Source organism: Sphingomonas sp., assembly GCF_964263785.1.
Classification (GTDB): domain Bacteria; phylum Pseudomonadota; class Alphaproteobacteria; order Sphingomonadales; family Sphingomonadaceae; genus Sphingomonas.
The window spans coordinates 14,978-39,510 of sequence record NZ_CAXVWL010000091.1 but is presented as its reverse complement, the minus strand read 5'-3'; the positions used below and the strand labels follow the sequence as shown (position 1 = coordinate 39,510).

Sequence of the window (24,533 nt, the reverse complement as noted above, 5' to 3'; positions counted from 1 at the left end):
TACATCTTCCCGCCGGAGACGGCGGGCGCGGGGAATCGAGCCATGGCGCTGCTGAGCTTTGAGCGAAAATACCGGGTACGCGGGGGCACGCTGATCGGCGGCGATCTCTTCGATTTCTGGGTTGGCCCGTTCTACGTCGGCTTTTTCGGGGTTACGACCGCGATCTTCGCAATCCTGGGCACCGCGCTCATCTTCTACGCCGCCTCGCTCGGGCCGACGTGGAATCCTTGGCTCATCAGCATCGCACCGCCCGACCTCAGCTACGGTCTGGCGCTCGCACCTTTGCGCGAAGGCGGCTTCTGGCAGATCATCACGGTGTGCGCGACCGGAGCCTTCGTCTCCTGGGCGCTCAGGCAGGTGGAGATCAGCCGCAAGCTCGGCATGGGCTATCACGTGCCCGTCGCGTTCAGCGTCGCGATCTTCGCCTACGTTTCGCTCGTCGTGATCCGCCCGTGGCTGCTGGGCGCCTGGGGCTTCGGTTTCCCTTACGGGATCTTCAGCCACCTCGATTGGGTGTCGAACACGGGCTACCAATATCTCCATTTCCACTACAATCCCGCACACATGCTCGCGGTCAGTTTCTTCTTCACCACCGGCGGCGCGCTCGCCTTCCACGGCGCATTGGTGCTGTCGTCGGTCAACCCGCCCAAGGGCCAGGAAGTGAAGTCGCCGGAATACGAGGACGCGTTCTTCCGCGACACGATCGGCTATTCGGTGGGCACCCTCGGCATCCACCGGCTGGGGCTGTTCCTGGCGCTGAATGCCGGGTTCTGGAGCGCGATCTGCATCATCATTTCGGGCCCGCTATGGACACGCGGCTGGCCCGAATGGTGGACGTGGTGGCTCAACCTGCCGATCTGGTCGTAGAAGGGAGGACACAGGGATGCCACGCTATCAGAACATCTTCACCCAGGTGCAGCTACGCGGGCCGCTCGAGGCCGGACCGCGGCTCCCCGCCGGCAGCTTCGCGCGCGGGCAGCTGAGTACCTACAACTACTGGGCCGGCAAGGTCGGCGCGGCGCAGATCGGTCCGATCTATCTCGGCAAACTGGGCATCGCCTCGCTGGTCTGCGCTTTCCTGGCGTTCGAGATCATCGGGCTGAACATGTGGGCCAGCGTCAACTGGGACCCGATCCAGTTCGCGCGCCAACTCCCTTGGTTGGCGCTCGAGCCGCCGGGGCCCGAATGGGGCTTCACCCTCGCGGTGCCGCTGGCGGAGGGCGGGTGGTGGCAGATGGCGGGCTTCTTCATGTCGAGTGCGCTGATCCTGTGGTGGCTGCGCACGTTCCGGCGCGCACGTGCGCTGGGCCTCGGCAACCACGTCGCCTGGGCGTTCGGCGCGGGCATCCTGCTGATCCTGACGCTGGGCATCATCCGCCCGCTGCTGATGCAGAGCTGGGCGGAGGCGGTGCCGTTCGGCATCTTCCCGCACCTGGATTGGACCGCGGCCTTCTCGATCCGCTACGGCAACCTGTTCTACAATCCCTTCCACTGCCTTTCGATCGCCTTCCTCTACGGCTCCACGCTCTTGTTCGCGATGCACGGCGCGACCGTGCTGGCGATCGGTCGCTACGGCGGCGAGCGCGAGATCGAGCAGATTACCGATCGCGGCACCGCCTTCGAGCGCGGCGCATTGTTCTGGCGCTGGACGATGGGGTTCAACGCGACCGCCGAATCGATCCACCGCTGGGCGTGGTGGTTCGCGGTGCTGACCCCGCTGTCGGGCGCGATCGGCATCCTGCTGACCGGCACCGTGGTCGACAATTGGTATCTATGGGCGGTCCTGCACGGCTATGCCCCGGGCTATCCGGTCACCGGCACGATCGATCCCGCCACCCTGCCGGGAGCACCGCGATGAACGGGTTGGTGACGAGGCTGACGATCGCCACCGGGCTCGGCGCGACCGTCCTGCTGCTCGGCGGGTGCGAGCTCGGTCCCAAGCAGACCCAGCAGACCGGATATCGCGGTGCCGGGCTCGACCAGATCGTCGATGTCAGCCACATCCAGAAGGCCGCGGCCATCCCGGCGGCACCCTATGCGCTGCCCGACGATAGCGGCCCGCGCGCGTCGGAGACGTACCAGAACGTGCGCGTTCTCGGCAATGTCAGCACCGAGCGGTTCAACCACCTGATGGCGGAGATGAACCAGTGGGTCGCGCCGCCCGAACAGGGCTGCAACTATTGCCACAACCCCGAGAACATGGCCTCGGACGAGAAATACACCAAGGTCGTCGCGCGGCGGATGCTGCAGATGACGCGCAACATCAACACCCGCTGGTCGACCCACGTCAAGCAGACCGGAGTCACCTGCTACACCTGCCACCGCGGCAATGCGGTGCCCGAATACAAATGGGCGCTGGCCGAGGGCACGCTCGATCCCATGGCGATCCGCGGCAACAAGCACGGGCAGAATACCCCCGACAAGAACGTGGGCTACGCCTCGCTGCCCTCCGACCCGTTCGCGGAATATCTGCAGGGCGCGGGCGCGAAGAACATCCGCGTGGCGAGCAGCAGCCCCTTCCCTTCCTCCGACCACATCGTGTCGATCAAGGATGCGGAGAAGTCGTACGGCCTGATGATGCACGTCAGCACCGCACTCGGGGTCAATTGCACCTATTGCCACAACACCCAGTCGTTCCGCGCCTGGAACCTCAGCCGCGCACAGCGTGGCACGGCCTATTACGGCATCCGCATGGTCCGCGACATCAACGGCGACTACATCAATTCGCTGCGATCGGTGTTCCCGGCCAATCGCAAGGGCCCGCACGGCGACCCGTACAAGGTCAATTGCACGACGTGCCACCAGGGGCTGTCCAAGCCGCTCGGCGGCGTCAGCATGCTCGATCAGGCGCCCGCACTGCGCGAAGGACCGCCGGTCGCCCCGGCGCAACAGGAGGGCGGCCCCGGTGCCTCGAAGGCGGTGCCCGCGGCGTTCCGGCGGCCGGCGGCGATGACCGACAACAAATAGGGGCGGGCACGGTCCTGGACGGTGCCGGCCGGCCCCGGCGCGAAGGGCGTGACCATGCGCAACCATCCGCTGCGCGCCGCTCTGTCCGAAGAAATGCACGTCCGCCGCCCGCCGCGGCTGACGGCGCCGTGCCGGCTGGTGCAGATCTGGCGCGGCTCGCCGCGGAGACACGCTACTGGATGAGCGCGACCCGCGCCTATGCGCAGCTCAGCAGCGACCGGTTGCACGGTCTGGGGATCGGCGCGGTCAAGGGCTATCAGACGCTTGCCGATTTCACCGAGCGCCGGCCGACCCCGGCGGTACGGACGTGCGAATCCTTTTCCGCGCGGCTGGAGGATCTGTCGCAGCGGGTCGCCTGGACCAGCGAGGTGCTGCGCACCCGCATCGACATCGCGCTGGCCAAGCAGAACCGCGACCTGCTGGGATCGATGGACCGCCGCACCGACCTGCAACTGCGTCTCCAGCAGACCGTCGAGGGCCTGTCGGTGGTCGCCATCAGTTACTATCTGGTCGGGCTGGTCGGCTATCTCGCTGGCGGCATCCCGGGCCTGCACCACGACACCGCGACCGCGGTGGCCGTGCCCGTCGTGATCCTCGGGGTGGCACTGGCGACCCGGTGGCTACGGCGGAAGATCGTTCACCAGAGTGGTGCCGACGAAGCCGTAGCTCCCGTAAACCGATCCAGTTCAGGCTTCTGATCGCGATAGTGAGACGGCAAAAAGGCCAGCGCCGTGGCGCTGGCCCTATCTGGTGCGTACCTGACGCTTGTTAACCGCCAGACCACGATCTCTGAGCAGCCACCATACCTGCCACATCGATCGCGTCAAGCCGGCCGTGGATGGCCAAAGCGCAATTTGCACCATTGCGGATTCGTTCTTCCTTGCGATGATCCGTCATCCGGCAAAGTTGCCGGCGGGAGGGCACGCGATGGATTGGCGACTGGGTATCGATCTGGGTACGAACTCGCTCGGATGGGCGGCGATAAGGCTGAAACCAATCCCGGCGACTGCAACCGCCAGCGAATTGGCCGAGCCGCGCAAACCGGAAGGCATCCTGGCCGCCGGCTCACGCATCTTCAATGATGGCCGCGATCCCAAGTCGGGAGCCTCGCTGGCGGTAGACCGGCGTGACGCGCGCGCGATGCGGCGGCGGCGGGACCGTTTGCAGCAACGCCAGCGTGCGTTGATGAAGTATCTGGTGGCTGATGGCCTGTTTCCTGCGGACCCGGCCGAGCGCAAGGCGCTGGAGCGCGAAGACCCGTTCGCGCTACGCGCCCGCGCGCTCGACGAATCGCTGCGGCTGCCCCTTCTCGGACGGGCGATCTGGCACCTGAACCAACGCCGCGGGTTCAAGTCCAACCGCAAGACCGACAAGCCCGACGACGATGCCGGCAAGATCGCGGTCGGTGTCGGACGATTGCGGGAGGCCATTGCGGACGAGGGCGCTCGCACCTTCGGCGAATGGCTGCACGCCCGCCGTCAGCCGACCGAGGACCATCCCGAAGGCCTGTCGGTGCGAACCCGGCTGCGCCCGGAGGACGGCGCCGATGCCAAGGGCACGGGTTACGACTTCTACCCCGATCGAGCACTGCTCGAGGAGGAGTTCGACGTCATCTGGGCGGCGCAGGCGCCCCACCACCCCGACGTCCTCACGCCCGACGTGCACGACCGGCTGTACGAGATCGTCTTTCACCAGCGCCCGTTGCGGACACCGGTGGTCGGCACCTGCACCTTCGGGTCGGGCGAACCGCGCCTCCCCAAGGCGCACCCCCTGTTCCAGCGCCGCCGACTGCTGGAGGAGGTCAACGCGCTCAAGATCGTTCGCGCGGGCGAGATCGCGCAGCGGCTGACTCCTGAGCAGCGCGACCTGCTGGTCCTCAAGCTCAAGGACAAGAACGAGGTCAGCTTCGAAACCCTGCGCAAGACGCTCCGTCTGGACGCCGACGCACGGTTCAACAAGGAAAGCGAGAACCGTACCAAGCTCAAGGGCGACGAGGTCGCCGCGGTGATGGGAGCCAAGACGCGGTTCGGCACGCGCTGGCAGCATCTGTCTCCCGATGAGCAATGGTCCGTCGTGTCCCGACTGGAGGCAGCGGAGAGCGACACCGATGTCGCGGCCTTCCGTACCTGGATCGCCGATACGTACCTGTTCACCCCCGAGCAGGCGGCGGCCGTGTCCGGCGCTCGTCTGCCTCAAGGGCACGGCCGCTTCGGCGAGACCGCGACCCGCGAGCTGATCGACGCCCTCACCTTCGAGCGCGATCCGGAAGGCCGGGTCATCGTCTATAGCGAAGCCGTTGAAGCCCTGGGAAAGCACCACAGCGATTTTCGGACGGGCGAAATCCACGATGCCTTGCCTTATTACGGGGCGGTCCTCGATCGCCATCTCATGCCTGGCACCGGAGATGCCTCCGATCCGGAGGAGAAACGTGTCGGACGGCTGACGAACCCGACCGTGCATATCGGCCTCAATCAGCTTCGGCGCACCGTCAACCGTCTCATCGAGCGCTACGGCCCGCCGGCCGAGATCGCGGTCGAGCTCGCGCGCGAGTTGAAGCTGACCGACGAGGAGAAGAAGAAGCGCAATCGCGAGAACAACGAAAATCGCCTCGCCGCCGAGATGCGGTCACGCAAATTGCAGGAGATCGGCCAACCCGACACCGGTGCCAATCGCGCGCTGCTGAAACTTTGGGAGGAGCTCGACGGCAATGCGCTCGGGCGGCAGTGCGTCTACACCGGCAAGGTCATTTCGCCGACGATGCTGTTCTCGGCGGAGGTCGAGGTCGATCACATCCTGCCGTTCCAGGACACGCTGGACGACAGCAACGGCAACAAATTGGTCTGCCTGCGTGAGGCGAACCGGATCAAGCGCAAGCGGTCGCCTTGGGCAACCTGGGGCCATACCGACCAGTGGGAGGAGATCGCCGCCCGCGCCGCCCGGCTGCCCCGCGGCAAGCGCAGCCGTTTCGAACCCGACGCTATGGATCGCCACAAGGAAGACGGCGGCTTCCTGGCCAGGCAGTTGATCGATACCCAGTATCTCTCCCGACTCGCGCGGGAATATCTATCGTCGCTCTATCCCGGCAGCGGCGAGGGGAGCAGCAAGGTGTGGGTCTCACCCGGCCGCCTGACCGAGATGGTCCGCCGCAAGCTGGGGCTGAACGACCTGCTGCCCGATCACAACTTCGCCGGCGGCGCCGACCAGCCGAAGAACCGCCTCGACCATCGTCACCATGCGATCGACGCGATCGTCATCGCCATCGTCGATCGCGGCATGTTGAACGAGATCGCGCGCGTATCGGGACTGGAGGGACAGGACGGTCGCGAACGGATCAAGATCCCGGCCCCTTGGGACGGCTTTCGCAACGACGTCTTCGAGACGGTTCGCGCGATCACCGTAAGCCATCGCGCCGATCACGGCACCGCAGGCTACGGCAAGGGTTCGACCGCGGGCAGGCTCCACAACGACACCGCTTACGGCCTGACCGGCGCGACCGACGCCAAGGGCAACACGGTCGTCGTCCGCCGCAAGCCGCTGGGCAGCATAAGGCCCGCTGATCTGCCCACCGTCCGCGACCCCGATCTGCGTGCCGAGCTCCACAAATGGATCGACGGACTCGACGGCAAGACGCTCGACCAGGCGCTCGTCGATTTCTCGACAAAGGGACCGTTACAGTTCCGCGGCGTCCGCCGGGTACGCGTCACCGAGCCGCTGTCGGTCATCCCGATCCGCGATCGCGAGGGCCGCATCTACAAGGGCTACAAGGGCGATTCCAACTACCGTTACGACATATGGGAGATGCCGGACGGCAAATGGCGCGCCGATGTCGTCTCGATGTTCGACGCCCACCAGCCGGGCGAGCGGCCTCGCCCGCATCCTGCGGCCCGTCGCGTTCTGCAATTGCACCAGAACGACGTTCTCGCATTGGAACCGGAGGGCGGTGAACGGCGGCTGATGCGCGTCGTGAAGTTCGGACAGAATGGCCAGGTGACCCTCGCTGCTCCCAATGAGGCGGGCGACCTGAAACGTCGCGATGCCGCCTCGAACGACGACGATCCGTTCAAATACATCGCCCCGACTGCGGGAGGCCTGAAGAAAGCGCGCGCACGCAAGGTCGGCATCGACGAAATCGGCCAAGTTCGCGATCCCGGTTTCGGCGCCCGAACCCGCCGCCGTCTGACGCGTCCCAGGGCGGCCGAGTAGCGGGTGGAACGCATCGTCGACATCGCCATCGACGGCCGCCACCTCTCGGCGCACCGCGGCTTCATGATCGTCGCCGAGGACCGCGTCGAGGTCGGCCGGGTGCCGCTCGACGACGTCGCCGCGGTTATCGTCCATGCGCATGGCGTGACGTGGTCGACCAACCTGGTCGTGGCGCTCGCCGAGCGCGGCGCGATCCTGCTGCTGTGCGGATCGAACCATAGCCCCGTGGCGGTCTGCCTGCCGCTCGACGGCCATCACGCCCAGAACGGCCGCATGCGCGCGCAATGGGAAGCCGGGAGGCCGCTCGCCAAGCAGCTGTGGCGCCGCGTCATCGTCGCCAAGATCCGCTGGCAGGGCGCAGCGCTCGCGGCAACGGGCAAGCCGCACACGCCCTTCGATCTGCTCGCGCGCCGGGTCGGTTCGGGCGATCCCGAGAATGTCGAGGCGCAGGCCGCGCGCCGATACTGGCCGCTGCTGATGGGCGAGGACTTCCGCCGCAACCGTGATGCCGATGGCGCCAACGCCCTGCTCAACTACGGCTATGCGATCCTGCGCTCCTTGTGCGCGCGGGCGGTGGTGGCTGCCGGGCTGCACCCGTCGATCGGCGTCCATCACGCCAACCGCGGCAACCCGTTCGCGCTGGCCGACGACGTGATCGAGCCCTTCCGCCCGCTCGTCGACCTGCTGACGCTGCGCCTGCTCGCCGCAGGCACCATGCGCGTAACACCCGAGGCCAAGCGCGCCTTCGCCCGCCTGATCGCGCTCGACCTGATGGGCGAAGCTGGCATTACGACCCTCGCCAACGCGGTCGCGCGAGTCGCGCAGACGCTGGCGGGCGCGTTCCAGAGCGGGCGGGCGACCGACCTGTGGCTGCCTGAGCCGCCGTCGGCGCTTGAGCTCGCCGGGCTGGCCGCGCTCCTGGTCGATCCGTGAGCGCGACCCAGCTCAGTGCCTATCGCCTGATGTGGATCTTCGTCATGTTCGACCTGCCGGTCACCACCAAGGCGCAGGCGCGCGCCGCCACCAAATTCCGCGAATATCTGCTGGATGAAGGCTTCGAGAAGAGCCAGTTTTCGGTCTATGCCCGCTTTTGCAACGGCAAGGAAAACGTGGAGGCGTATCAGCGCCGAATCGAGGCGCACCTGCCTGACAAGGGCGACGTCCACATCCTGTGCTTCACCGACCGACAATATGAGAATATCGTGCGGTTCTCCGGTCAGAGACGAAGACGAACACGGAAAAACCCCGATCAGCTGGCGCTATTCTGATGATTCGCGGGCGGTTTGGCATGGTGGATGCGCCGATATTACCGTTGTTGGACAACGACATATCGACACATCCACCATAGCCGCTCAGAGATCGCGGTCCAACGGCAACAGCGTCGACAGGGCCATGCCAACGTTGTGCACCATAGCCGCTCAGAGATCGCGGTCCAACGGCAACGTTCCCGCGCTCCAGGCCGCGTAGCCCGTGACCATAGCCGCTCAGAGATCGCGGTCCAACGGCAACTCTCGCCCCCTTCGCCTTAGCTGCCGCCTCACCATAGCCGCTCAGAGATCGCGGTCCAACGGCAACTCCTCGAAGTCTTCACCCCGTCCCTCAGTCACCATAGCCGCTCAGAGATCGCGGTCCAACGGCAACCTTGCTCCTGCTTGCGTGCCCTGTCGCCGCACCATAGCCGCTCAGAGATCGCGGTCCAACGGCAACCGCTTCGCCTCTGTCTCGCTCGCGCTTCGCACCATAGCCGCTCAGAGATCGCGGTCCAACGGCAACGGTTTTAACATTCATACGCGAGTGCAAAATACCATAGCCGCTCAGAGATCGCGGTCCAACGGCAACAAGCCGGCCGCATCGGCCTTCACCCAGGCGACCATAGCCGCTCAGAGATCGCGGTCCAACGGCAACGTTAACGGCATCGTCTACGTCGCGTTCCGGACCATAGCCGCTCAGAGATCGCGGTCCAACGGCAACGATGTTCATCTACGTGACCCGTTTCGGCGGACCATAGCCGCTCAGAGATCGCGGTCCAACGGCAACGCCGCGATCATCTGGTCAATCTTCGCCAGTACCATAGCCGCTCAGAGATCGCGGTCCAACGGCAACATCACGACGATCGTGAGCGAGATCGCGGGGACCATAGCCGCTCAGAGATCGCGGTCCAACGGCAACGCCAGCTTCTCGCGGCACTCCAGGATCAGCACCATAGCCGCTCAGAGATCGCGGTCCAACGGCAACGAACATCGTCGACGCGCGGGCGCTGCTCGCACCATAGCCGCTCAGAGATCGCGGTCCAACGGCAACCACGCCAGGCGCGGCGGGATAGGCGCTTTCACCATAGCCGCTCAGAGATCGCGGTCCAACGGCAACAAAGCCAGACCTCACCGGTCTCGGCGATGCACCATAGCCGCTCAGAGATCGCGGTCCAACGGCAACGCAATCCGGCCGTCCCCCGGCCGAAGGAGACCATAGCCGCTCAGAGATCGCGGTCCAACGGCAACTGGGGGTCATGGCGGTGCAGCCGCGGGTGGACCATAGCCGCTCAGAGATCGCGGTCCAACGGCAACTTGCGGCGCTGGATCTGCAGACCTTCCTGGACCATAGCCGCTCAGAGATCGCGGTCCAACGGCAACTACCTTAGGTCGCGTCTGCATTTGAGGGATTCCATTTGGTCGGCGGTTCTGATTGAAGGCTGGCGAAGGAGCCGGGCCTTGAGCAGACGCATGCTGACGGACGAACAATGGGTTCGGATCGAGGGTTGTCTGCCTGGGCGGTCGGGAACGCGCGGACGTAGCGGGGTGGACAACCGGTTGTTCGTAGATGCGATTTTGTGGATGGCCGGAAATCGCGACTGCCGTTGGTCCCCAACAAGGACATCGTGTTCGCCGGGCTGGTCGCGTTCACCGTCGGTCAGGCGTCGGCGATGACCGACCTGCTGACCATGATCGCGGGGCTCTGGCTCGCCATCCACCTGCTGCTCGGCGGCGTGCTGACCGCGACCGAGCTGCTGACGGACTGGTCGCGATGATCGTGCCCGCAATGATGTTGGCGCAGGCGGCAATCGCGTCCACACCCGCGCTCGGCACGGTCGAAGGCCGGTGCCGTCCGGGCCAAAGCGGCCCCGCTCTGCTGGTCGACGTGACCGGGCTGAAGGATCGCGCCGGGGTTCTGCGTGCCGAGATATACCCCGAGCGCGACGGCGACTTTCTGGCCGACGACAACACGCTGGTATCGCAGGGCAAGGTGTTTCGCCGCGTGGTCGCCGCGCTGCCGTCTTCCGGCCCCGTCCAACTGTGTATCCGGGTTCCGGCTGCGGGCACCTATGCGCTCGCGGTCGTCCATGCACGCACCGGCAAGCGCGGCTTCAGCCTGTTGAAGGACGGGATCGGCTTTGGCGCGAACCCTCGGCTCGGCTATGCCAAACCGAAGGCGGCGAGTGCTGCGGTGGTCGTGCGCGCGGTGCCGACGCCGACGACGGTGATCATGAACTACCGTTCGGGCCTGTTTTCCTTCGGCCCGCTTCGCCGGTGACCCATCAGAATGCGACCCGCGTGCCCAGCCGCAGCGTTCGCGGGCGCAGCGGCGTCACCTGCCGCCCGGCGGCGACCGAGAACGGATTGCCGAGCGCAAAGACGTTGCCGCGAGCGTCGAACAGGTTGGTCGCGTCGAGCGACAGCGTCACCGGGCCGACGGGCACGCTCGCGCCGAGCGCGGTCTCGACATAGCGCCCTTGATCGAGATCGAGCACGGTGCCGACGCCGAGCCGTGAGGGGCCAGCGTAGCGGACCGATCCTTCGATCTCGACGGCCTTGCCGGCAACAGGGAGACTTGCCCGGATCGCACCGCGTGCGACCACTGCGGCGACATTGGGAAGCGAATCGCCCTGCCGACTTGCAAATCCCGGCGCGGGGTGTTCGAGCCCGCTGTTGGCGGCAAACACCGCCCCTTCCGCCGTCACCTCCGGCATCGGGCGCCAGCTTACCTGGGCCTCGAACCCCGTGATGCTTCCCGAGCCGATGTTCGCGACATACGGCAGGCCGTTGTCCGACACGAGGTCCGCCTGAATATTTTCCCAGTTCACATGCGAAACTGTCGCACTGGCGCTGAAACGATCGCCGGTCGCGCCGTAGCGCAGGCCGGTCTCCACCGACGATACGGTGTCCGATTCGAACCGCTGCGTCACCGCTTGGCCCGTGGACAGGCCACCCGGTCGGAATCCCTCCTGATAGCGCGCGAAGATCGAAAGTCTTGGCTGGGCACGCCACAGCACGCCGATCGACGGCAGGAAGGAGCTAGCGTGCCGGTGCGGCTCCTCGGCGGGCGCGGCCGCTTCGCGGGTTTCCGCAATCAAGCGGGTCAGGACGGCGCGCGCCCCGACCGTCGCGGATACAGCGCCGAACACCGACCGCGTGATCTCGCCGAAGAGAGACCCTTCGGTCACGACGTTGCGCGTCCCCGGCAGTGCCGCGGGCGACGCGACCGGCCCGAGCACTCGCGACAGCCGATCGCTGCTGTGCAGGAACTCGGCGCCGATCACCCAGTTTCCGCCCGCGGTCGTGCGCGCCAGCCGGGTCTCGTTGCTGAGCAGCATGACGCGCTCCTGCTCTCGAAACAGGCGCGGGACGGCCGATGAGGATTGCACCGGATCGGTCGCATCGAAGCTCGAGGTGAGTTCATGCGACACCGCCGAGCTTACCGACGTGAGCGTGGTCGCGCTGCTCGTATGACGGACAACGATGCTGCCCAGCGTGTAATCATTGTCGAAGGGCTGCGAGATCGCGCTGGAACGCTCGAGCGGCGGAAGGCCGCGCTCGGCATATTGCCCGTCGCGGCTATTGATGTCCTGCCGGACCGCGCCGACGTCGATGGTCCAGTTCGTGGAAGGCTGGATGCGCAGGATAATGCGGCCGCCGCGGGTCGTCGTGCGATTGATGTCCGCGCGTCCACGCCCGCGATCGTCGATGTAGCCACCCTCCACGCTTCCATAACCGACCGCACGCGCCGCCAGCACGCCGTCACGGATCGGCAGATTGACGATCGCCGCCAGGTCGCCGCCAGAGGTCCCCTTGGCGGTGGTCGCCACGCCACTTTCGATCAGCAGGCTGGTGTCGGTGAGCGACGGCTGCACCGGCACCAGGCGCAGGATACCGCCGAGCGAGCCGGCCCCGTACAATGTTCCCTGCGGCCCCTCCAGCACCTCCACCGCCGCGATGTCGTGGAGCGACAGGTCGGGATCGGGGGCGCTGTAGTTCAGCCTGACGTCGCCGAGATACTGGCCGACCGTCGCCTGCGTCGGGCCGCTGAAGCTCGAATCGGCGATGCCGCGGATGAACAGCTTGTTGCGCCCGGGGCCGAGGTGCGTCGAGGACAGCATCGGCAGCTGGTCGACAAGGGCTTGCGACCCGCTCGCCGGCCGGTTGGGCCGCAGCCGCGAAACGTCCGCCAGTACGACGCCACCCGGGTAATCGGTCAGGAATACCGCCCGCTTCGTTGCCGTCACGACGATATCGGCCGGCACCACGGGCGGCGCGGACGGCAGCGATGGCGCAATCCGGGGCTCGCGGCGACGGACGATCCTGAAGGTCGCGCCATCGACTTGGACGAAAGAGGCCGGGGTGCCGGCGAGCAGCCGCCGCAGCGCCTCGGCGACCGGCATCCGCCCCACCAGTCGCGGCACCCGCAGTACGGCCAGATCGGGAACGGTCAGCCCGACGGTGACGTTGGCCTGGGTGCCGACCGCGATCACGGCGTCCGCGAGTGTGCCGGCTGGGATGTCGAATGATCTGGTCTGCGGCGCACGCGCCATCCCCGGGACGCTGACGAGTACCGCAAGCGCCAAGCCGCCGTGTTCCGGCCTCACTGCGATCCCGCCGCGATCCGCCACCCCGCTGAGGAATGCGTCGCCCGGACGCCGGCGACCGCTCCGATCCGTTCGAACATGGCGCGGTGGTTCGTATTCACCGCGATCACCCCGGTGAAGCGGCGCATCCGTACCTCTGGCGACACCGCGACCGGCTCGCCGATGCTGCGCGCCACGTCGCGCGCCACCTGGGTCATCGCGGTGTCGCGATAGGTGAGCCTGCCGCTGCGCCAGCCGCCGACCGCGCTCCTGTCGACGGGCATCGTCACCGCCAGCCCATCGCCGACCCTTAGCCGCTTCCCCGCGGCGACGCGCACGGGCGTGCGATCCGCGTCGTAGTCGACCGCGCCATCGCGCACCGCGATCTCGACATCGCCTTGCGCGCTGACCACGTTGAAGGCGGTGCCGACGTCCTGGATCACCGCATCCCCAACTGCCACGCGGAACGGACGCGCTGCGTCGTGAACGACCGTGAAGAATGCTTCCCCGCGATCCACCGTGACTTGGCGCGCGTCGCCGCGGGTCAGCGAAATCGCGGTATCGCCGTTCAGCGCGACCGTCGTGCCGTCGGCCAGCGTGATCGTGCGGTGCTCGCCGGCCTGGGTCTGCGCGACGATCCGCTGCGGCGGCTCGCTTTGCTCTCCCGGGGTGACGAGGACTGCGCCTACGACGGCCGCAGCCAATGCAGCCGCCGCGCCTAGTACCCCGCGCCCGCGCGTGGCAGGCACCGCCGGATTGTCGTTCGCGGCCTCGATCGGCATGACGCGCGCGGAACCGAGCCCCGCCGTCGCGTCCTCCATGCGAACCTCCGCCCGATCGAGCGCTGCTGCGTGAAGCGGGTCGGCTTCGAGCCAGGCGATGTGCGCATCCCATTCGGCAAACGCCGGATCGTGCAGGCGCGCGACCCACACCAGCGCTTCGTTCTCGCGCTGCCGCTCACCGTCCGCCATCGCCGACCTCCCTGGATGCGAGGCGATCCGGGCGGCCAGCACCATCGCTGTGCATCGTGGCCAGCGCACGATAGGCTTTCTGGACGTGCTTCTCCACCGCGCTGAGCGAAATCCCGAGCTCCCGCGCGATCGTGCGCTGTGGCACGCCATCGACCCGGTGGAGGCGAAAGATGCGATCCGTGCGTGCGCCCAGCGCTGCCAGCACGCCGTCGACTTGCGCCAGCCGTTCGCGTGCCAGCAGCGACTGCAGTGCCGCGGGACGCTCGTCGATGCCGCCGGCAGCGGTGCCGAACGCGTCTTCGCGCCCCCGCCGCCGCTGCTCGGCGCGGTGGCGGTCGAGCATCAGGTTGTGCGCCATCCTGAACAGATAGGCGCGGTGATCGTCGATCGTGTTCACCAGGCCGTGGCCCAGCTTCAACCACAGCTCCTGCAGCAGATCCTCCGCCTCCTCGCCCGCCCCGCGCGCACGCAGATACCGCATCAGCATCGCGCGATCCGCCAGGAACGCCAAGGCGAGCGGATGCCCCTCGATCAACCGAACCTCCGCCGCCGCCGCCCCGCCGAACTGCCGGACCGCCGTCGCTCCCCTAGCCGCTCCGCCGCCCGCGGTCGACCGCGTCGGATGTTCGGCGACATGGTAAGATAGAGCCACGCCGCAGCATGCGACCGTCATCGATTGTTCTCCCGCACCTGTTCGATGACAGGGACGCCGCCGGGCGGGCAGACCCGCAGGCGATGCGCCGCGACCTTACAGTAGCAGGCCGCCCGCGCTGAGCGAGAAGGTCGCGGCCGAACTGTCGACGCGGATCGTGCGATCGGCGATGGTGTCGCCGTCGACGTCGCCGCCGCGGATGACGATCGAATTGGCGTCGGTCTGGCTCCACGCTCGGAGTTCGTTCGCGTATTTGGACGATGGCCGCGAGCAAGGCGTCGGGATCTAATTGGGCGGAAAAACATCGCCATTGCCGCGTAGGCAGGCAGATGCGCGAGTGGCCACGTTGCACGACATAGAATGCCCCGAAATTCACGCGGCGATCTTCTCGCGTAGCCGGAGCGACCGGCGCACGGGACCACGAGTCTATGGCGCGTCCGAGTTGGCAGGCGGCGGTTCGATCGATTCGTCTTGTTCCCGGTCGACCCGCGCGGTCATGCCGGTGGCGGACGCGTCGTCCAGCATCTGCTCGTTCGCCGCGATCTCCGCGACCGGCGGCGGCGGCGTGGTGAGCACGTCCGCCGTCCTGCTGGGCTCGGGTGCGGGCGCAGGCCGTGGTGCTTGGCGTGGCGGCTTCGGCGTGACCGATACGGTGGGGGTGTTCGTTGGCGTGGATGCCTCGGGCTCCGATCGCGAACAGCCGGCCAGCGCGATCGTCAGCAAGGCGGCGGGGAGTAGTTTGGTGACCAAGGATACTTCCTATCGCGCAGCCAGGGCCTGAACCGCCGAGCGCCGCTCTATCCTAGCGGCGAGTCGGCTGTCCCAGCCATAAGGATCGTCGCGGAAACTCACCTGCGCGTTCGGCGCCGCAAAGGCGGTCCAGTAGAGCAGGTAGACGCTGACTGGCTCCGCCAACGGCGCGCGCACGGTCTTGCCCGCTGTCACTGCCGCATCGATCGCCGGTGGCTGCCAGTCGCTCGTCGTCTTCATCAGCAGCTTGGCGAGCTCGGCGGGCTTTTCGAGCCGAACGCAACCGTGGCTCGCCAGCCGGCCGTATTGGGAAAAGCCGGACTGGGCCGGCGTGTCGTGGAGATACACCGCGAATGCGTTGGGGAAGTCGAACTTGAACCGGCCGAGCGCACTGCGCTCCGACGATTGCTGCAACCGCTTGCCGCCCCCACCCGTGTCGATCACGCGAAAGCCGTTGCGCTTGAGGTAGCCGGGACTCGCGCGCTCCTTGGGCCAGAGCTCGGCGTCGGCGATCGAGGACGGCACGTTCCACGGCGGGTTGATGACGATGCTGTTGATGCGCGACACCAGCATCGGTGTCTCGTTGCCCGGTCGGCCGGTCACCGCCTTCATCGACATCACCGGCGCGTCTCCGTCGAACACGGTCAGCACCGCGGCGGCGACGTTGACCTGCACTCGCCGGCGGTCGAGCACCGGCGGCAACCAGCGCCAGCGCTCCATGTTGGCCATGATCTGGCGGATACGCGTCTCCACCGGCACATTGAACGCGGCCAGCGTCTGTGCCCCGACCTGCCCCGCGGGATTGAGGCCGTAGCGCCGTTGCGCCCGCCGGACTGCGTCCAGCAGCGCCGCATCGAACCGGTCGCCGCCACCGGCGAGTTCCGGGTCCTCGATCGCGAGCCGCTCGCGCAACCGTGCCGCCGCCGGCCCCCGATCGCCGAATTTCGCGGCCGCGGAAAGGACCGGCCACCCGCCTGCGGCGGCGATCGTGCGATAGCGGGCCAGGCCACCGGCGAGCGCGTCGTACCCCTGGTACGGCGGCGGCAGCGACTTGATCCAAGCCGCCAGCCGATCGTTCCTGACTGCGGCGGCAAAGCCCGGCAGCGGGTCGTAGGCGGCGGGCATGATCGCCCAGTCGCGCTGGAAATCCGCGGGCGCCAGCCGACCCGCGCGCACCGCTCGCGCGTGATCGATCGCCGCGTGCGCCAGCTCCGCCGGATCGAGCCGCGACAGATCCGGCCCGCGCTCCAGCCGCAAACCCTGCGCCACCTCATCGTCACGGATCAGATCGGCGAGCAGTCGCGCCTGCGCGCCCGAAAGCTCGGGCAGCGCCACTTGCGGAGAGACGATCGGCGCCGCGGATGGCGCAGCGTCGTCTTGCAAAGCCGCGGGAGCCTTCACAGCGGGGGCCGTGCCGCTCTGGGCTACAGCCGCCGATGCCGACGATAGCGTCAATGCGACGGCGAGTAGGCGCAAGCGCCATCCTGCCCCGGTGCGGGTGTCCGGCATGCTCGTATCCGCTTGTGCTCGTTTGCTCATTCGCAAACCCATGCCACGCCCGGCAAGCAGACGCCCGCCAAAAGCGACAAGCCCTTCCGTTATGCCATCTAGCCCCTTAGCGGACCAACGATGTGGCTATCGCACCTGTTCCGCTTTCCGGTTAAGAGCCTCGGCGGCCAAGCGCTGCCGTCGTCTCCGTTGGAACCGCGCGGGCTGACCGGCGACCGGCGCTGGATGGTGATCGACGCACGCAATCGCTTCATCACCCGACGCGACGTGCCGGCCATGGCGCTTGTCGATGCCGTGCCGGCCGGAGCGACGCTAACCCTGTCGCACCCAGTCCTGGGCAGCTGCGTCGCTGCGGCACCGGGCGCCGCGGCACCGGTCGTCGATGCGGTGCTCTGGCGCGATACCGTTGCGCTGCGCCTGGGCAACGATGCCGCCGACGCGTTCCTTAGCGAAGCGCTCGGCCGTCCGGTCCGGCTCGCCCACCAGTTCGACGCCAGCGTGCGCCCGGTTCATCCTCGCCACGCGCAGGCGGGCGACCACGTCAGCCTGGCCGACGGCTATCCCCTGCTCGTCACGACCCAGGCTTCGCTGGCGGCGCTGAACGCGCGGCTGGCAACCCCGGTGTCCATGGCGCGCTTCCGCCCCAATTTGGTGATCGCGGGCACCGCGGCGTGGGCGGAGGACCGCTGGCGGACGATCCGGGTCGGCGACGCGGTTCTGCGCATCGCGGCACCCTGCCCGCGATGCCTGGTCGTCACGCAGGAGCCCCGCACCGGCGAGCGGACCGACGGCAACGAGCCGCTGACCACGTTGCGCGCAATGGGCCGGATGGCCGCAGGCGGCATCATGTTCGGCCAGAATGCCATACCCGACGGCCACGGCTCGCTGCGCGTGGGCGATCAGGTCGAAGTGCTGGCTGAAGGCGACTCCAACGTCCCTCCGTCGATAAGTTAAGATCATCCCGCGCTCAGCCGGCGGCTGCCGCCAGGACTTCGTCGAGCGTCGCCGGTGCGATCCCGTGGTGGCGCAGATGCGCGAACATCGCCGTCCACCAGCCATGAAACTGCGCCAGATCGGCCGCATCGCGAACGTACGGCGTATGCCCCGGCGCGAGCGAAGGCGAGTGGAAGGACAGGACCAGCAATCGCGTGCCCTCGCCCGCCGCCACCGACACCGCCTCGCGCGCATCGGCGATCGGCATATCCTCGGGTGTCAACGCGACTCGCGAGAGCAGGCCGGTGCGCGCCAACACGCCGCGGGCATGGCGGATGGTCCCGGCCGCCGCATGCAACCGCGGGCCGAAACGCCGCGCCGCGCCGGTGTAGACCGTCGTCAACGGCAGCTCGATCATGCCTTCCCGGACGAAGGCCACATTGCCGATCGCGCCGAAATCGGGGCCGCCGTCGGCGCGATAATCGTAGCGCGCGCGCATCGACGTATCAATTCGGTACCCGCGCGCGGCAAGCAGCGGCAGCGTATGCGGCCCGATGCCGTAGCGCCCCGCCCGGTACGCCAGCGGCGCCCGGCCGAATGCGGCGATGAGCGCGGCAGTCATCGTGTCGAGCTTGGCCGCTTCCAGCGCCGGCGGCAGGTTACCCGGATAGGTGTTGGCGGGGGTGAGCGCCTCGTCGAACGGCGGCGTAACCCAGGCGTGAAGCTGCGCGCCGATGCTCGAGCGCCCGTCCTCGACCGCACGGCGCAGCATATCGACCGCGCGCGCATCGGCGGCGACGGGGTGGTCGACCATGCACGCCAGCGCGACTCCCTCGTCGGCAAACCGGCGATGCGCGTCCGGAAAGGCTGCCATCGCGGTCGTTCCCCGGTTCTCGCGTGACAGCGGGCGGCGCCAGTCGAACTCCTCCTCGACATCGACGAATACGATGAAGCGGGTGCCGAACGGCGCCGGCCATACGACGCGCTCGTCGTCGCGCGCCGCGGGTACGCGGTACGGGTGCGTGCGCGCCGTCACGTCAGTTGGTCGAGGCCTGCCCCATTTCCCGTTCTACCGCCACGGGCAGCCGCAAAGTCAAGCGGGTAGCGCCGATGGCCAGGCTGCCGCCCAGTTCAACCGCCAGATTGGTCGCCAGCCGCAGCGCGAAGCCGGTGCCGAGTAGCGGCGCGCCGTCGCCTGCATCGCTGCCCGGGTCGATCGACAGCAACGCCTCGTCGCTCCCTCCTGCCAGCGCGGCCGGGCGATCGATCTGCAGCGCGACGCCATCCATGTCAGCGATCGTGACCACAAGTTGCTCGCCGGGCGCCGCCACCGAGACGAGCGCCGCCAGCAGGCGACCGATGAGGCGTTCGGTCGCACGGTCGTCCGCAGCGATTTCAGGCGACCCGCCGACCGGTTCGAAAGTCACGACAGCACCGCGCAATGCGGCGAGCGGCTGCAGATCGGCGAGCACGCGTTCGACGAGCGGGCGTAGCGCGGCGACGGTCGGGCGCAGCTCCAGCGCATCGCCTTCGATCCGCGCCGCGGTGTCGAGGTCGTCGATCGCCTGGATCAGCGCGGTCGCCTGGCTGCGGATCGCAGCGGCGTGACCGCGATACGGCGGCGCCACCGGTCCGAGCAATTCGGTCTCGATCAGCTCGGCGAACCCGGCGATGGCGTTGGTCGGGGTGCGCAATTCGTGAACGAGCTGGCGCAGCGAATCCGCGGCTTCGTGCGACCGGCGCGGCGCCGCGATCTCGTCGGCGCGCGGCCGGCGCGCGTTGCCTCGATAGCCCAGGAACTTGCCCGTCGCCGGCTCGAACGCAGGCACGCCCGACAGCCGCCAAGCGCCCGCCGCGTCCGACGTCCCGCCGACCGCGAGCCGCGCATCGCGAAACACGGAGCGGCGACGATAGGCGCCTGCGACGACGCCGTCGACCTGTGCGGCGCCCTGCTGCGCGGCATGTGCCAGGCACAGGCCGACCAGCGGCGCGCGCGCAACGCCCTCCACCCAGCGCACCGTGCCGCTCGCGTCGGTTTCGAAACGGAAGCCGTCCTCTGCCGGCAATCCGGCGGCGGGTTGCTCGGCCGGGCGTTCCCGGTCGCGATTGAAGGCGTCGATGCGCGCGACCAGATCGGCGATCTCGAACCGCGGCACGTCGTTCGCGGGCGGCTCGGCGCGGCGCAGCGCCTCCGCGACCACGGGCAGGCCGAGCGCCACCTTGCCGAGCGCGACAAAGGGCGTCGCGCTGAGCGGTGTCGCAGCCGGTAGCACCGGTTCCGCTGCCGGCTCGGGAGTCGCGGAAGCCGCGGATACCGGCGCGGTGTAATCGAGCACGAAGTCGGTCGCGCCGAAGGTCTCCAGCGCCCGCCTCGCGTCCTCGGGCAGGTCGCGCCGATGGCGCAGCACCGATCGGCCAGCGGGCGACAGCCGCGGCAGGATCGTCGTCCATTCGTCGCCGGTCAGCGCCGCGGTTCGCAGCACCGGCGCGCCGATGGCGAGCGTATCTTCACCGAACAGCCCGACGAGCGCGGCAGGCGGCGAGGCGAACGCCAGCGTCCGCCCGCTGGCCGCGCGCACCGATTCCGGCACCGCCTGGCGCAGCAATCGCAGCCGCGCCATCGCGGGCTCGTCGGCCGCGACGCGGCGGCGGCCGATCAGGTCGACCAGCTGGCGCCACGCCGATTGCGCGCCGAAACCCGACGCGGTTTCGGCCGATAGCACCGTCTTCAGGCTGTCGTCGAAGCGCACGCGCCAGAATTCCTTGAACTCGCACCCGGCGCAGATCGCCAGACGGTAAGAATTTCTTAACGCAGCGGAGTCGCGCGCGGAACTGTCGAAAATGGTACGTCGCATTGTGGGACAATTGCGTTTACCCGCAATTATCTTATTGTCGCACCCGTGTCCGACAATCGTATGGGAAAGTCCGTGGAGAGTGCCGCGTCATGGCTCTTGATCGTATAGATCGCCAGATCCTGTCGCTGCTGCAGGATGACGGCCGAATGACGAACGTCGATCTTGCCGAACGCGTCGGCCTGACCGCGCCGCCCTGCCTGCGCCGCGTCCGTGCGCTGGAGGAGATGGGCGCGATCCACGGCTATCATGCCGAACTCGATGCCGCGACCCTGGGCTTCCCGATTACCGTCTTTGCCATGGTCAGCCTGAAGAGCCAGGCCGAGCACGATCTCGCCGCGTTCGAACACTATGTCGCCGCGATCCCCGAGGTACGCGAATGCCACATGCTGAACGGCGAGATCGACTTCATCCTGAAGATCGTCGCGACCGATCTGAAGGGTTTTCAGGACATCCTGACGACCCACCTGACGCCTGCCCCCAACGTGGCCAGCGTCAAGACGTCGCTGACGATCCGGACGGCCAAGGCGGTGTCGGGTATACCGGTCAGCGATCCGTGACCAGTGGAAAGGAGCCCGTCCGCTTCCGTTCGTGCTGAGCGAAGTCGAAGCACACCGACCAAAAGCGGATGGGACCATCCTCAACACCCATTCGCCCTGAGCGCAGTTGAAGCCTGTCCTTAACGTCCGCCTTCGCAGGCAGTCGAAGGGCATGGCTCGCAGCAATGTGCTTCGACTGCGCTCAGCACGAACGGAGGGTATAGAAGCCCATAGGTCGTTCGGAGCTTCGACTCCGCGCACGACGAACCGCGTTAGGTAAAGGTTGGTGGGGAACAATGGGGCAACGGCGCCGTTGCCCCACGATCCCGTCACAAGGCTTACGCGCTCGGCGTCGTCAGCCACGTCGTCCACAGGCCGGCAATGTCGGCCCGCGGCGCCGTCGTCACCGCCGCGAACGCCGCCTGCGCGCCCGCCTTGTCGCCCGATCGCGCGAGCGCTATGCCGAGGCGGGTGTTGACCTCGTCGGCATTCACTCCGCCCTTCTGCAACGCCACCCGGTACAGTCCGGCCGCATCGGCGTATTTGTCCTGGCCCAGATAGGCGTCGCCCGTCTGCGCGGCGAGCTTGCCGTTGGCCGACGCCTTGGCCTGGGTCGCCAATGTCGCCAACGGCGATTCATTGCGCTGCGCATTGGCGGCGAGCGTCTGCAGGCTCTTGGCATCCGCATTACCGGTCAGCTTGCCCGATGCGAAGCCCTCCGCCAGCACGCTCTGCGCTTCGGCGGGCAGGCCGCGATCGTACACCTTTTGCGCATATTCGCGGTAATCATACTGGTCCGCCAGCGCCTTGGACGCGCGCAGCAGGCGAAACAGGTCGATCTGCTGCTGGTTGTCGAGCTTGGCGACCGACGTCGGCTGGAGCCCGTAGACGAAGATCGCGTCGCGCCAGTTCTTGGCCGTGGGATAGGCGCCGACCCACTTGCGAATCCAGACAACCGTTTCCGGCCCCATCTTGGCCGCGTTGGCTTTCTGGATGCCATAACGATAAAAGGATTCCGGCGGCTTCTGCCCGGCTGCGGTCTGCTTCTCGATGACGGTATTCAGGTCGGCAAGCCCACCCTTCACGTCGGTCCCCTCCAGCTTCGCCTTGGCGATCTGCAGGTCGAGGTCGGGGTCCTTGTAGCCGAGCTGGCGCGCCTGCTCGAAATACTGGATCGCTTGTGGGTATTGGCGCGCGTTGAACGCCAGCGTACCGCGGCGGAAGACGTATTGCGGACGCGTCTCGGCAGGCGTCTTGGGATTGGCGATCAGCACGTCGAGCGGCTTGCCGAGCACGCTCTGGTCGATCGGCGCGTTGGGATTGGCGGTCAGCGCGGCCCGCATCTTGGACGTCTCGAAATCGTAACGCAGCGCTGCGGCCACGTATTTGTCGTCGTCGCTGGTCGATGCCGCGGCAGCGGCTTCGACCGCCGCCAGCTGCGTCTCGGCGGTGGCCATGTCATTGGCCTGCATCGCCTTTTGCGCCTCGGCCGCGGGCTTCTGGACTGCCGGCGTCAGCTTCAGCCCGCCGCCCGCTGCCTTGTCGTCCTTCTTGTTCTTCTGCGCGACCGCAGGCGCGACAAGCGCGGTGCTGCCGAGGCCGGTCGCCAGAACTGCGGCCAGCGCGAGTCGGGATATCGTCTCCATCCGGGTCTTCATGCGAAAAACTCTCCTCGTGGGGGCTGGCTCGTGCCCCGCAGTCGTTGACCATCTACCGGCGGCTGGGCCCGCGTTCAAGCAATGCAGCGCTGGCGCTCCGCCACTGAACGTCGATTGAACGCGCAAGGTTGCGCGGCTAACGCCAGGCGCGATGATTGCCGTGCTCTCCCCCGCCAAGACGCTCGACTACGAGAGCCGCTTGCCCGCCGTCGCACCCACCGCACCGCGGTTCGAGGAGCAGGCTGCGATCCTGGCGGCGGCCGCGGCGCACCTGACGCAGAAGAAGCTGGCCGCGTTGATGACGATCAGCCCGGCGCTGGCCAAGCTCAACGCCGATCGCTTTCGTGCCTTCCCGCACGCACCCACGCGGCCTGCCCTTTTCGCGTTCGCAGGCGACGTCTACACCGGGCTGGACGCGTACACGCTGGAGCCCGAGGCCGTCGACTACGCGCAGGATCACCTGCGCATGCTCTCGGGGCTGTATGGCCTGCTCCGTCCCCTCGACGCGATGCGCCCCTACCGGCTGGAGATGGGCACCCGCTGGGCACCGCGGCGGCACAAGCTGACCGACTGGTGGGGCGACCGTATCGCCACCCTGCTCGCGGGCGATGTCGCGACCGAAGGATCGGGCACGATCGTCAATCTTGCCAGCCAGGAATACTGGGCCGCGGTCGACGGGCGCCTGCCCGCTGACGTGCGGGTGATCGCCATCGATTTCCGCGAAGGCCCACAGCAGCGTTTCGTCAGCTTCCACGCCAAGAAGGCGCGCGGCATGATGGCGCGCTGGATGGTCGAGCACCGCATCGACCGCGCCGACGACCTGCGCGGCTTCGACACCGACGGCTACGCCTATGATGCAAGCGAAAGCGACGCGGACCGCTGGCGTTTCGTTCGCCCATGACCGCGGTCGTGATAGGAGCCTCCGGTGGGATCGGTGCGGCACTGGCGGAGGCCATCGCCGCCGAGGGCATTGCTGTCCTCGGCTTTGCACGGTCCTTCACCGGCGACCTACACATCGACCTGGAAGATGAAGCCACGATCGCAGCCGCTGCCGCGCACATCGCCAGGGGCTCGCCGCCGACACTCGTGATCGTCGCGACCGGGCTGCTCCACGATGGCGAGCGCGGCCCCGAAAAGGCGTTGCGCGACCTCGACCCGGCATGGCTCGCGCGCAATTTCGCGGTCAACGCGATCGGCCCCGCGCTGGTCGCCAAACACCTGCTGCTGCTGATGCCGCGCGGCGAGCGCACCGTCTTTGCCGCGCTGTCGGCCCGCGTCGGCAGCATCGCCGACAATCGCCAGGGCGGCTGGTACGGCTATCGTGCGTCCAAGGCCGCGCTCAACCAGTTCGTCCGCACGGTCGCGATCGAGGACAAGCGCCGCAACGATCGCGGCATCGTCGTGGCGCTGCATCCCGGCACCGTCGACACCGCGCTGTCGAAGCCGTTCCAGGCGGGTGTCCAGCCCGGCCGCCTGTTCGACGCAGGCCGCGCCGCGGTGCAGCTGCTCGACGTCCTCGACGGTCTGAGGCCCCCCGACAGCGGCCGCATTTTCGCCTGGGACGGCACCGAAGTCGCCCCCTGACGCGCCCGCCCGCGCGTGACTTTTGCCAAGGCCTCGGCTAGACCGTCCGCGAACCGTCACAAACCCGAAAGCGCCTGAA

Annotated in this window: 21 protein-coding genes, 1 pseudogene and 1 CRISPR repeat array; of the genes and pseudogenes, 15 read left to right on the top strand and 7 right to left on the bottom strand. The window is 67.7% G+C overall.

Translation table 11 applies throughout. The features are described from left to right. Nucleotides 1–42: 42 nt before the first annotated feature. From pufL to ACE5C1_RS12305, 10 genes and pseudogenes are all read left to right on the top strand, one after another. Nucleotides 43–867, top strand: coding sequence for a photosynthetic reaction center subunit L (gene pufL / locus ACE5C1_RS12350; RefSeq protein WP_374944377.1), 825 nt, complete (start codon nucleotides 43–45; stop codon nucleotides 865–867). 16 nt (nucleotides 868–883) lie between these two features. After that, complete coding sequence (gene pufM, locus ACE5C1_RS12345; protein ID WP_374944376.1) at nucleotides 884–1,858, top strand: photosynthetic reaction center subunit M; 975 nt, start codon at nucleotides 884–886, stop codon at nucleotides 1,856–1,858. After that, on the top strand, nucleotides 1,855–2,967 hold the full coding sequence (gene pufC / locus ACE5C1_RS12340) for a photosynthetic reaction center cytochrome PufC (protein WP_374944375.1): 1,113 nt from the start codon (nucleotides 1,855–1,857) through the stop codon (nucleotides 2,965–2,967). The genes pufM and pufC overlap by 4 nt, the downstream gene beginning before the upstream one ends. Nucleotides 2,968–3,095: 128 nt before the next feature. After that, nucleotides 3,096–3,665, top strand: coding sequence for a DUF3422 family protein (locus ACE5C1_RS12335; protein ID WP_374944374.1), 570 nt, complete (start codon nucleotides 3,096–3,098; stop codon nucleotides 3,663–3,665). Between the two features lie 229 nt (nucleotides 3,666–3,894). Further along, nucleotides 3,895–7,170, top strand: coding sequence for a type II CRISPR RNA-guided endonuclease Cas9 (cas9, locus tag ACE5C1_RS12330; RefSeq protein WP_374944373.1), 3,276 nt, complete (start codon nucleotides 3,895–3,897; stop codon nucleotides 7,168–7,170). A gap of 3 nt (nucleotides 7,171–7,173) precedes the next feature. Continuing rightward, nucleotides 7,174–8,103 (top strand): type II CRISPR-associated endonuclease Cas1, encoded by a 930-nt coding sequence (cas1, locus tag ACE5C1_RS12325; RefSeq protein ID WP_374944372.1) that lies wholly within the window; start codon nucleotides 7,174–7,176, stop codon nucleotides 8,101–8,103. Continuing rightward, complete coding sequence (cas2, locus tag ACE5C1_RS12320; protein ID WP_374944371.1) at nucleotides 8,100–8,438, top strand: CRISPR-associated endonuclease Cas2; 339 nt, start codon at nucleotides 8,100–8,102, stop codon at nucleotides 8,436–8,438. The genes cas1 and cas2 overlap by 4 nt, the downstream gene beginning before the upstream one ends. A 73-nt stretch (nucleotides 8,439–8,511) precedes the next feature. Continuing rightward, a CRISPR array of direct repeats spans nucleotides 8,512–9,800; the repeat unit is 36 nt; unit sequence ACCATAGCCGCTCAGAGATCGCGGTCCAACGGCAAC. 78 nt (nucleotides 9,801–9,878) lie between these two features. Then, nucleotides 9,879–10,013, top strand: a pseudogene (locus tag ACE5C1_RS12315) (transposase); the annotation flags it as partial. Between the two features lie 11 nt (nucleotides 10,014–10,024). Beyond that, nucleotides 10,025–10,195, top strand: coding sequence for a hypothetical protein (locus ACE5C1_RS12310; protein WP_374944390.1), 171 nt, complete (start codon nucleotides 10,025–10,027; stop codon nucleotides 10,193–10,195). Then, nucleotides 10,192–10,698, top strand: coding sequence for a DUF2141 domain-containing protein (locus ACE5C1_RS12305; protein WP_374944370.1), 507 nt, complete (start codon nucleotides 10,192–10,194; stop codon nucleotides 10,696–10,698). Before ACE5C1_RS12310 ends, ACE5C1_RS12305 begins: the two co-directional genes overlap by 4 nt. A 4-nt stretch (nucleotides 10,699–10,702) precedes the next feature. Here the strand turns inward: ACE5C1_RS12305 and ACE5C1_RS12300 are convergent, their stop codons facing one another. The 3 genes from ACE5C1_RS12300 to ACE5C1_RS12290 are packed head-to-tail and all read right to left on the bottom strand — an operon-like array spanning nucleotide 10,703 to nucleotide 14,629. Next, on the bottom strand, nucleotides 10,703–13,027 hold the full coding sequence (locus ACE5C1_RS12300; RefSeq protein WP_374944369.1) for a TonB-dependent receptor domain-containing protein: 2,325 nt from the start codon (nucleotides 13,025–13,027) through the stop codon (nucleotides 10,703–10,705). Then, nucleotides 13,024–13,977 carry a FecR domain-containing protein gene (locus ACE5C1_RS12295; protein ID WP_374944368.1) on the bottom strand — a complete coding sequence of 318 codons (954 nt, stop codon included), beginning with the start codon at nucleotides 13,975–13,977 and terminating at the stop codon, nucleotides 13,024–13,026. The genes ACE5C1_RS12300 and ACE5C1_RS12295 overlap by 4 nt, the downstream gene beginning before the upstream one ends. Beyond that, nucleotides 13,964–14,629 carry an RNA polymerase sigma factor gene (locus ACE5C1_RS12290; RefSeq protein WP_374944367.1) on the bottom strand — a complete coding sequence of 222 codons (666 nt, stop codon included), beginning with the start codon at nucleotides 14,627–14,629 and terminating at the stop codon, nucleotides 13,964–13,966. Before ACE5C1_RS12290 ends, ACE5C1_RS12295 begins: the two co-directional genes overlap by 14 nt. A gap of 496 nt (nucleotides 14,630–15,125) precedes the next feature. On the opposite strand from ACE5C1_RS12290, the gene ACE5C1_RS12285 reads away from it, so the two are divergent. Continuing rightward, nucleotides 15,126–15,410: a hypothetical protein gene (locus tag ACE5C1_RS12285; RefSeq protein ID WP_374944366.1), complete on the top strand. Its 285-nt coding sequence runs from the start codon at nucleotides 15,126–15,128 to the stop codon at nucleotides 15,408–15,410. On the opposite strand, the gene ACE5C1_RS12280 is transcribed toward ACE5C1_RS12285, so the two are convergent. Next, complete coding sequence (locus tag ACE5C1_RS12280) at nucleotides 15,389–16,714, bottom strand: murein L,D-transpeptidase (protein WP_374944365.1); 1,326 nt, start codon at nucleotides 16,712–16,714, stop codon at nucleotides 15,389–15,391. The two genes, ACE5C1_RS12285 and ACE5C1_RS12280, sit on opposite strands and share 22 nt — an antisense overlap. 294 nt (nucleotides 16,715–17,008) lie before the next feature. Between ACE5C1_RS12280 and ACE5C1_RS12275 the strand changes: the two genes are divergently transcribed. Then, on the top strand, nucleotides 17,009–17,842 hold the full coding sequence (locus ACE5C1_RS12275; RefSeq protein WP_374944364.1) for an MOSC domain-containing protein: 834 nt from the start codon (nucleotides 17,009–17,011) through the stop codon (nucleotides 17,840–17,842). A 13-nt stretch (nucleotides 17,843–17,855) separates the two neighbouring features. Here the strand turns inward: ACE5C1_RS12275 and ACE5C1_RS12270 are convergent, their stop codons facing one another. Further along, complete coding sequence (locus ACE5C1_RS12270) at nucleotides 17,856–18,857, bottom strand: polysaccharide deacetylase family protein (RefSeq protein WP_374944363.1); 1,002 nt, start codon at nucleotides 18,855–18,857, stop codon at nucleotides 17,856–17,858. 1 nt (nucleotide 18,858) lies between these two features. Beyond that, nucleotides 18,859–20,676, bottom strand: coding sequence for a sensor histidine kinase (locus tag ACE5C1_RS12265; RefSeq protein WP_374944362.1), 1,818 nt, complete (start codon nucleotides 20,674–20,676; stop codon nucleotides 18,859–18,861). An 89-nt stretch (nucleotides 20,677–20,765) separates the two neighbouring features. On the opposite strand from ACE5C1_RS12265, the gene ACE5C1_RS12260 reads away from it, so the two are divergent. Next, entirely contained in the window at nucleotides 20,766–21,233 is a 468-nt protein-coding gene (locus ACE5C1_RS12260) for an Lrp/AsnC family transcriptional regulator (protein ID WP_374944361.1), read from the top strand. A gap of 317 nt (nucleotides 21,234–21,550) precedes the next feature. Here the strand turns inward: ACE5C1_RS12260 and ACE5C1_RS12255 are convergent, their stop codons facing one another. Further along, nucleotides 21,551–22,870 (bottom strand): hypothetical protein, encoded by a 1,320-nt coding sequence (locus ACE5C1_RS12255; protein WP_374944360.1) that lies wholly within the window; start codon nucleotides 22,868–22,870, stop codon nucleotides 21,551–21,553. Between the two features lie 151 nt (nucleotides 22,871–23,021). Between ACE5C1_RS12255 and yaaA the strand changes: the two genes are divergently transcribed. Together yaaA and ACE5C1_RS12245 are read left to right on the top strand one after the other, a co-directional pair. Next, complete coding sequence (gene yaaA / locus ACE5C1_RS12250; RefSeq protein WP_374944359.1) at nucleotides 23,022–23,771, top strand: peroxide stress protein YaaA; 750 nt, start codon at nucleotides 23,022–23,024, stop codon at nucleotides 23,769–23,771. Next, nucleotides 23,768–24,454: an SDR family NAD(P)-dependent oxidoreductase gene (locus ACE5C1_RS12245; RefSeq protein ID WP_374944358.1), complete on the top strand. Its 687-nt coding sequence runs from the start codon at nucleotides 23,768–23,770 to the stop codon at nucleotides 24,452–24,454. The genes yaaA and ACE5C1_RS12245 overlap by 4 nt, the downstream gene beginning before the upstream one ends. Nucleotides 24,455–24,533: the final 79 nt, after the last annotated feature.

Bases quoted from the DNA above. Each gene is read 5' to 3' on its own strand.
- ACE5C1_RS12255 (WP_374944360.1), bottom strand. From the start codon at position 22,870: ATGAAGACCCGGATGGAGACGATATCCCGACTCGCGCTGGCCGCAGTT.
- ACE5C1_RS12245 (WP_374944358.1), top strand. From the start codon at position 23,768: ATGACCGCGGTCGTGATAGGAGCCTCCGGTGGGATCGGTGCGGCACTG.
- ACE5C1_RS12305 (WP_374944370.1), top strand. From the start codon at position 10,192: ATGATCGTGCCCGCAATGATGTTGGCGCAGGCGGCAATCGCGTCCACA.
- yaaA (WP_374944359.1), top strand. From the start codon at position 23,022: ATGATTGCCGTGCTCTCCCCCGCCAAGACGCTCGACTACGAGAGCCGC.
- ACE5C1_RS12295 (WP_374944368.1), bottom strand. From the start codon at position 13,977: ATGGCGGACGGTGAGCGGCAGCGCGAGAACGAAGCGCTGGTGTGGGTC.
- pufL (WP_374944377.1), top strand. From the start codon at position 43: ATGGCGCTGCTGAGCTTTGAGCGAAAATACCGGGTACGCGGGGGCACG.
- pufC (WP_374944375.1), top strand. From the start codon at position 1,855: ATGAACGGGTTGGTGACGAGGCTGACGATCGCCACCGGGCTCGGCGCG.
- ACE5C1_RS12260 (WP_374944361.1), top strand. From the start codon at position 20,766: ATGGCTCTTGATCGTATAGATCGCCAGATCCTGTCGCTGCTGCAGGAT.
- ACE5C1_RS12265 (WP_374944362.1), bottom strand. From the start codon at position 20,676: ATGCGACGTACCATTTTCGACAGTTCCGCGCGCGACTCCGCTGCGTTA.
- ACE5C1_RS12285 (WP_374944366.1), top strand. From the start codon at position 15,126: ATGCCGGTGGCGGACGCGTCGTCCAGCATCTGCTCGTTCGCCGCGATC.
- ACE5C1_RS12275 (WP_374944364.1), top strand. From the start codon at position 17,009: ATGTGGCTATCGCACCTGTTCCGCTTTCCGGTTAAGAGCCTCGGCGGC.
- pufM (WP_374944376.1), top strand. From the start codon at position 884: ATGCCACGCTATCAGAACATCTTCACCCAGGTGCAGCTACGCGGGCCG.
- cas9 (WP_374944373.1), top strand. From the start codon at position 3,895: ATGGATTGGCGACTGGGTATCGATCTGGGTACGAACTCGCTCGGATGG.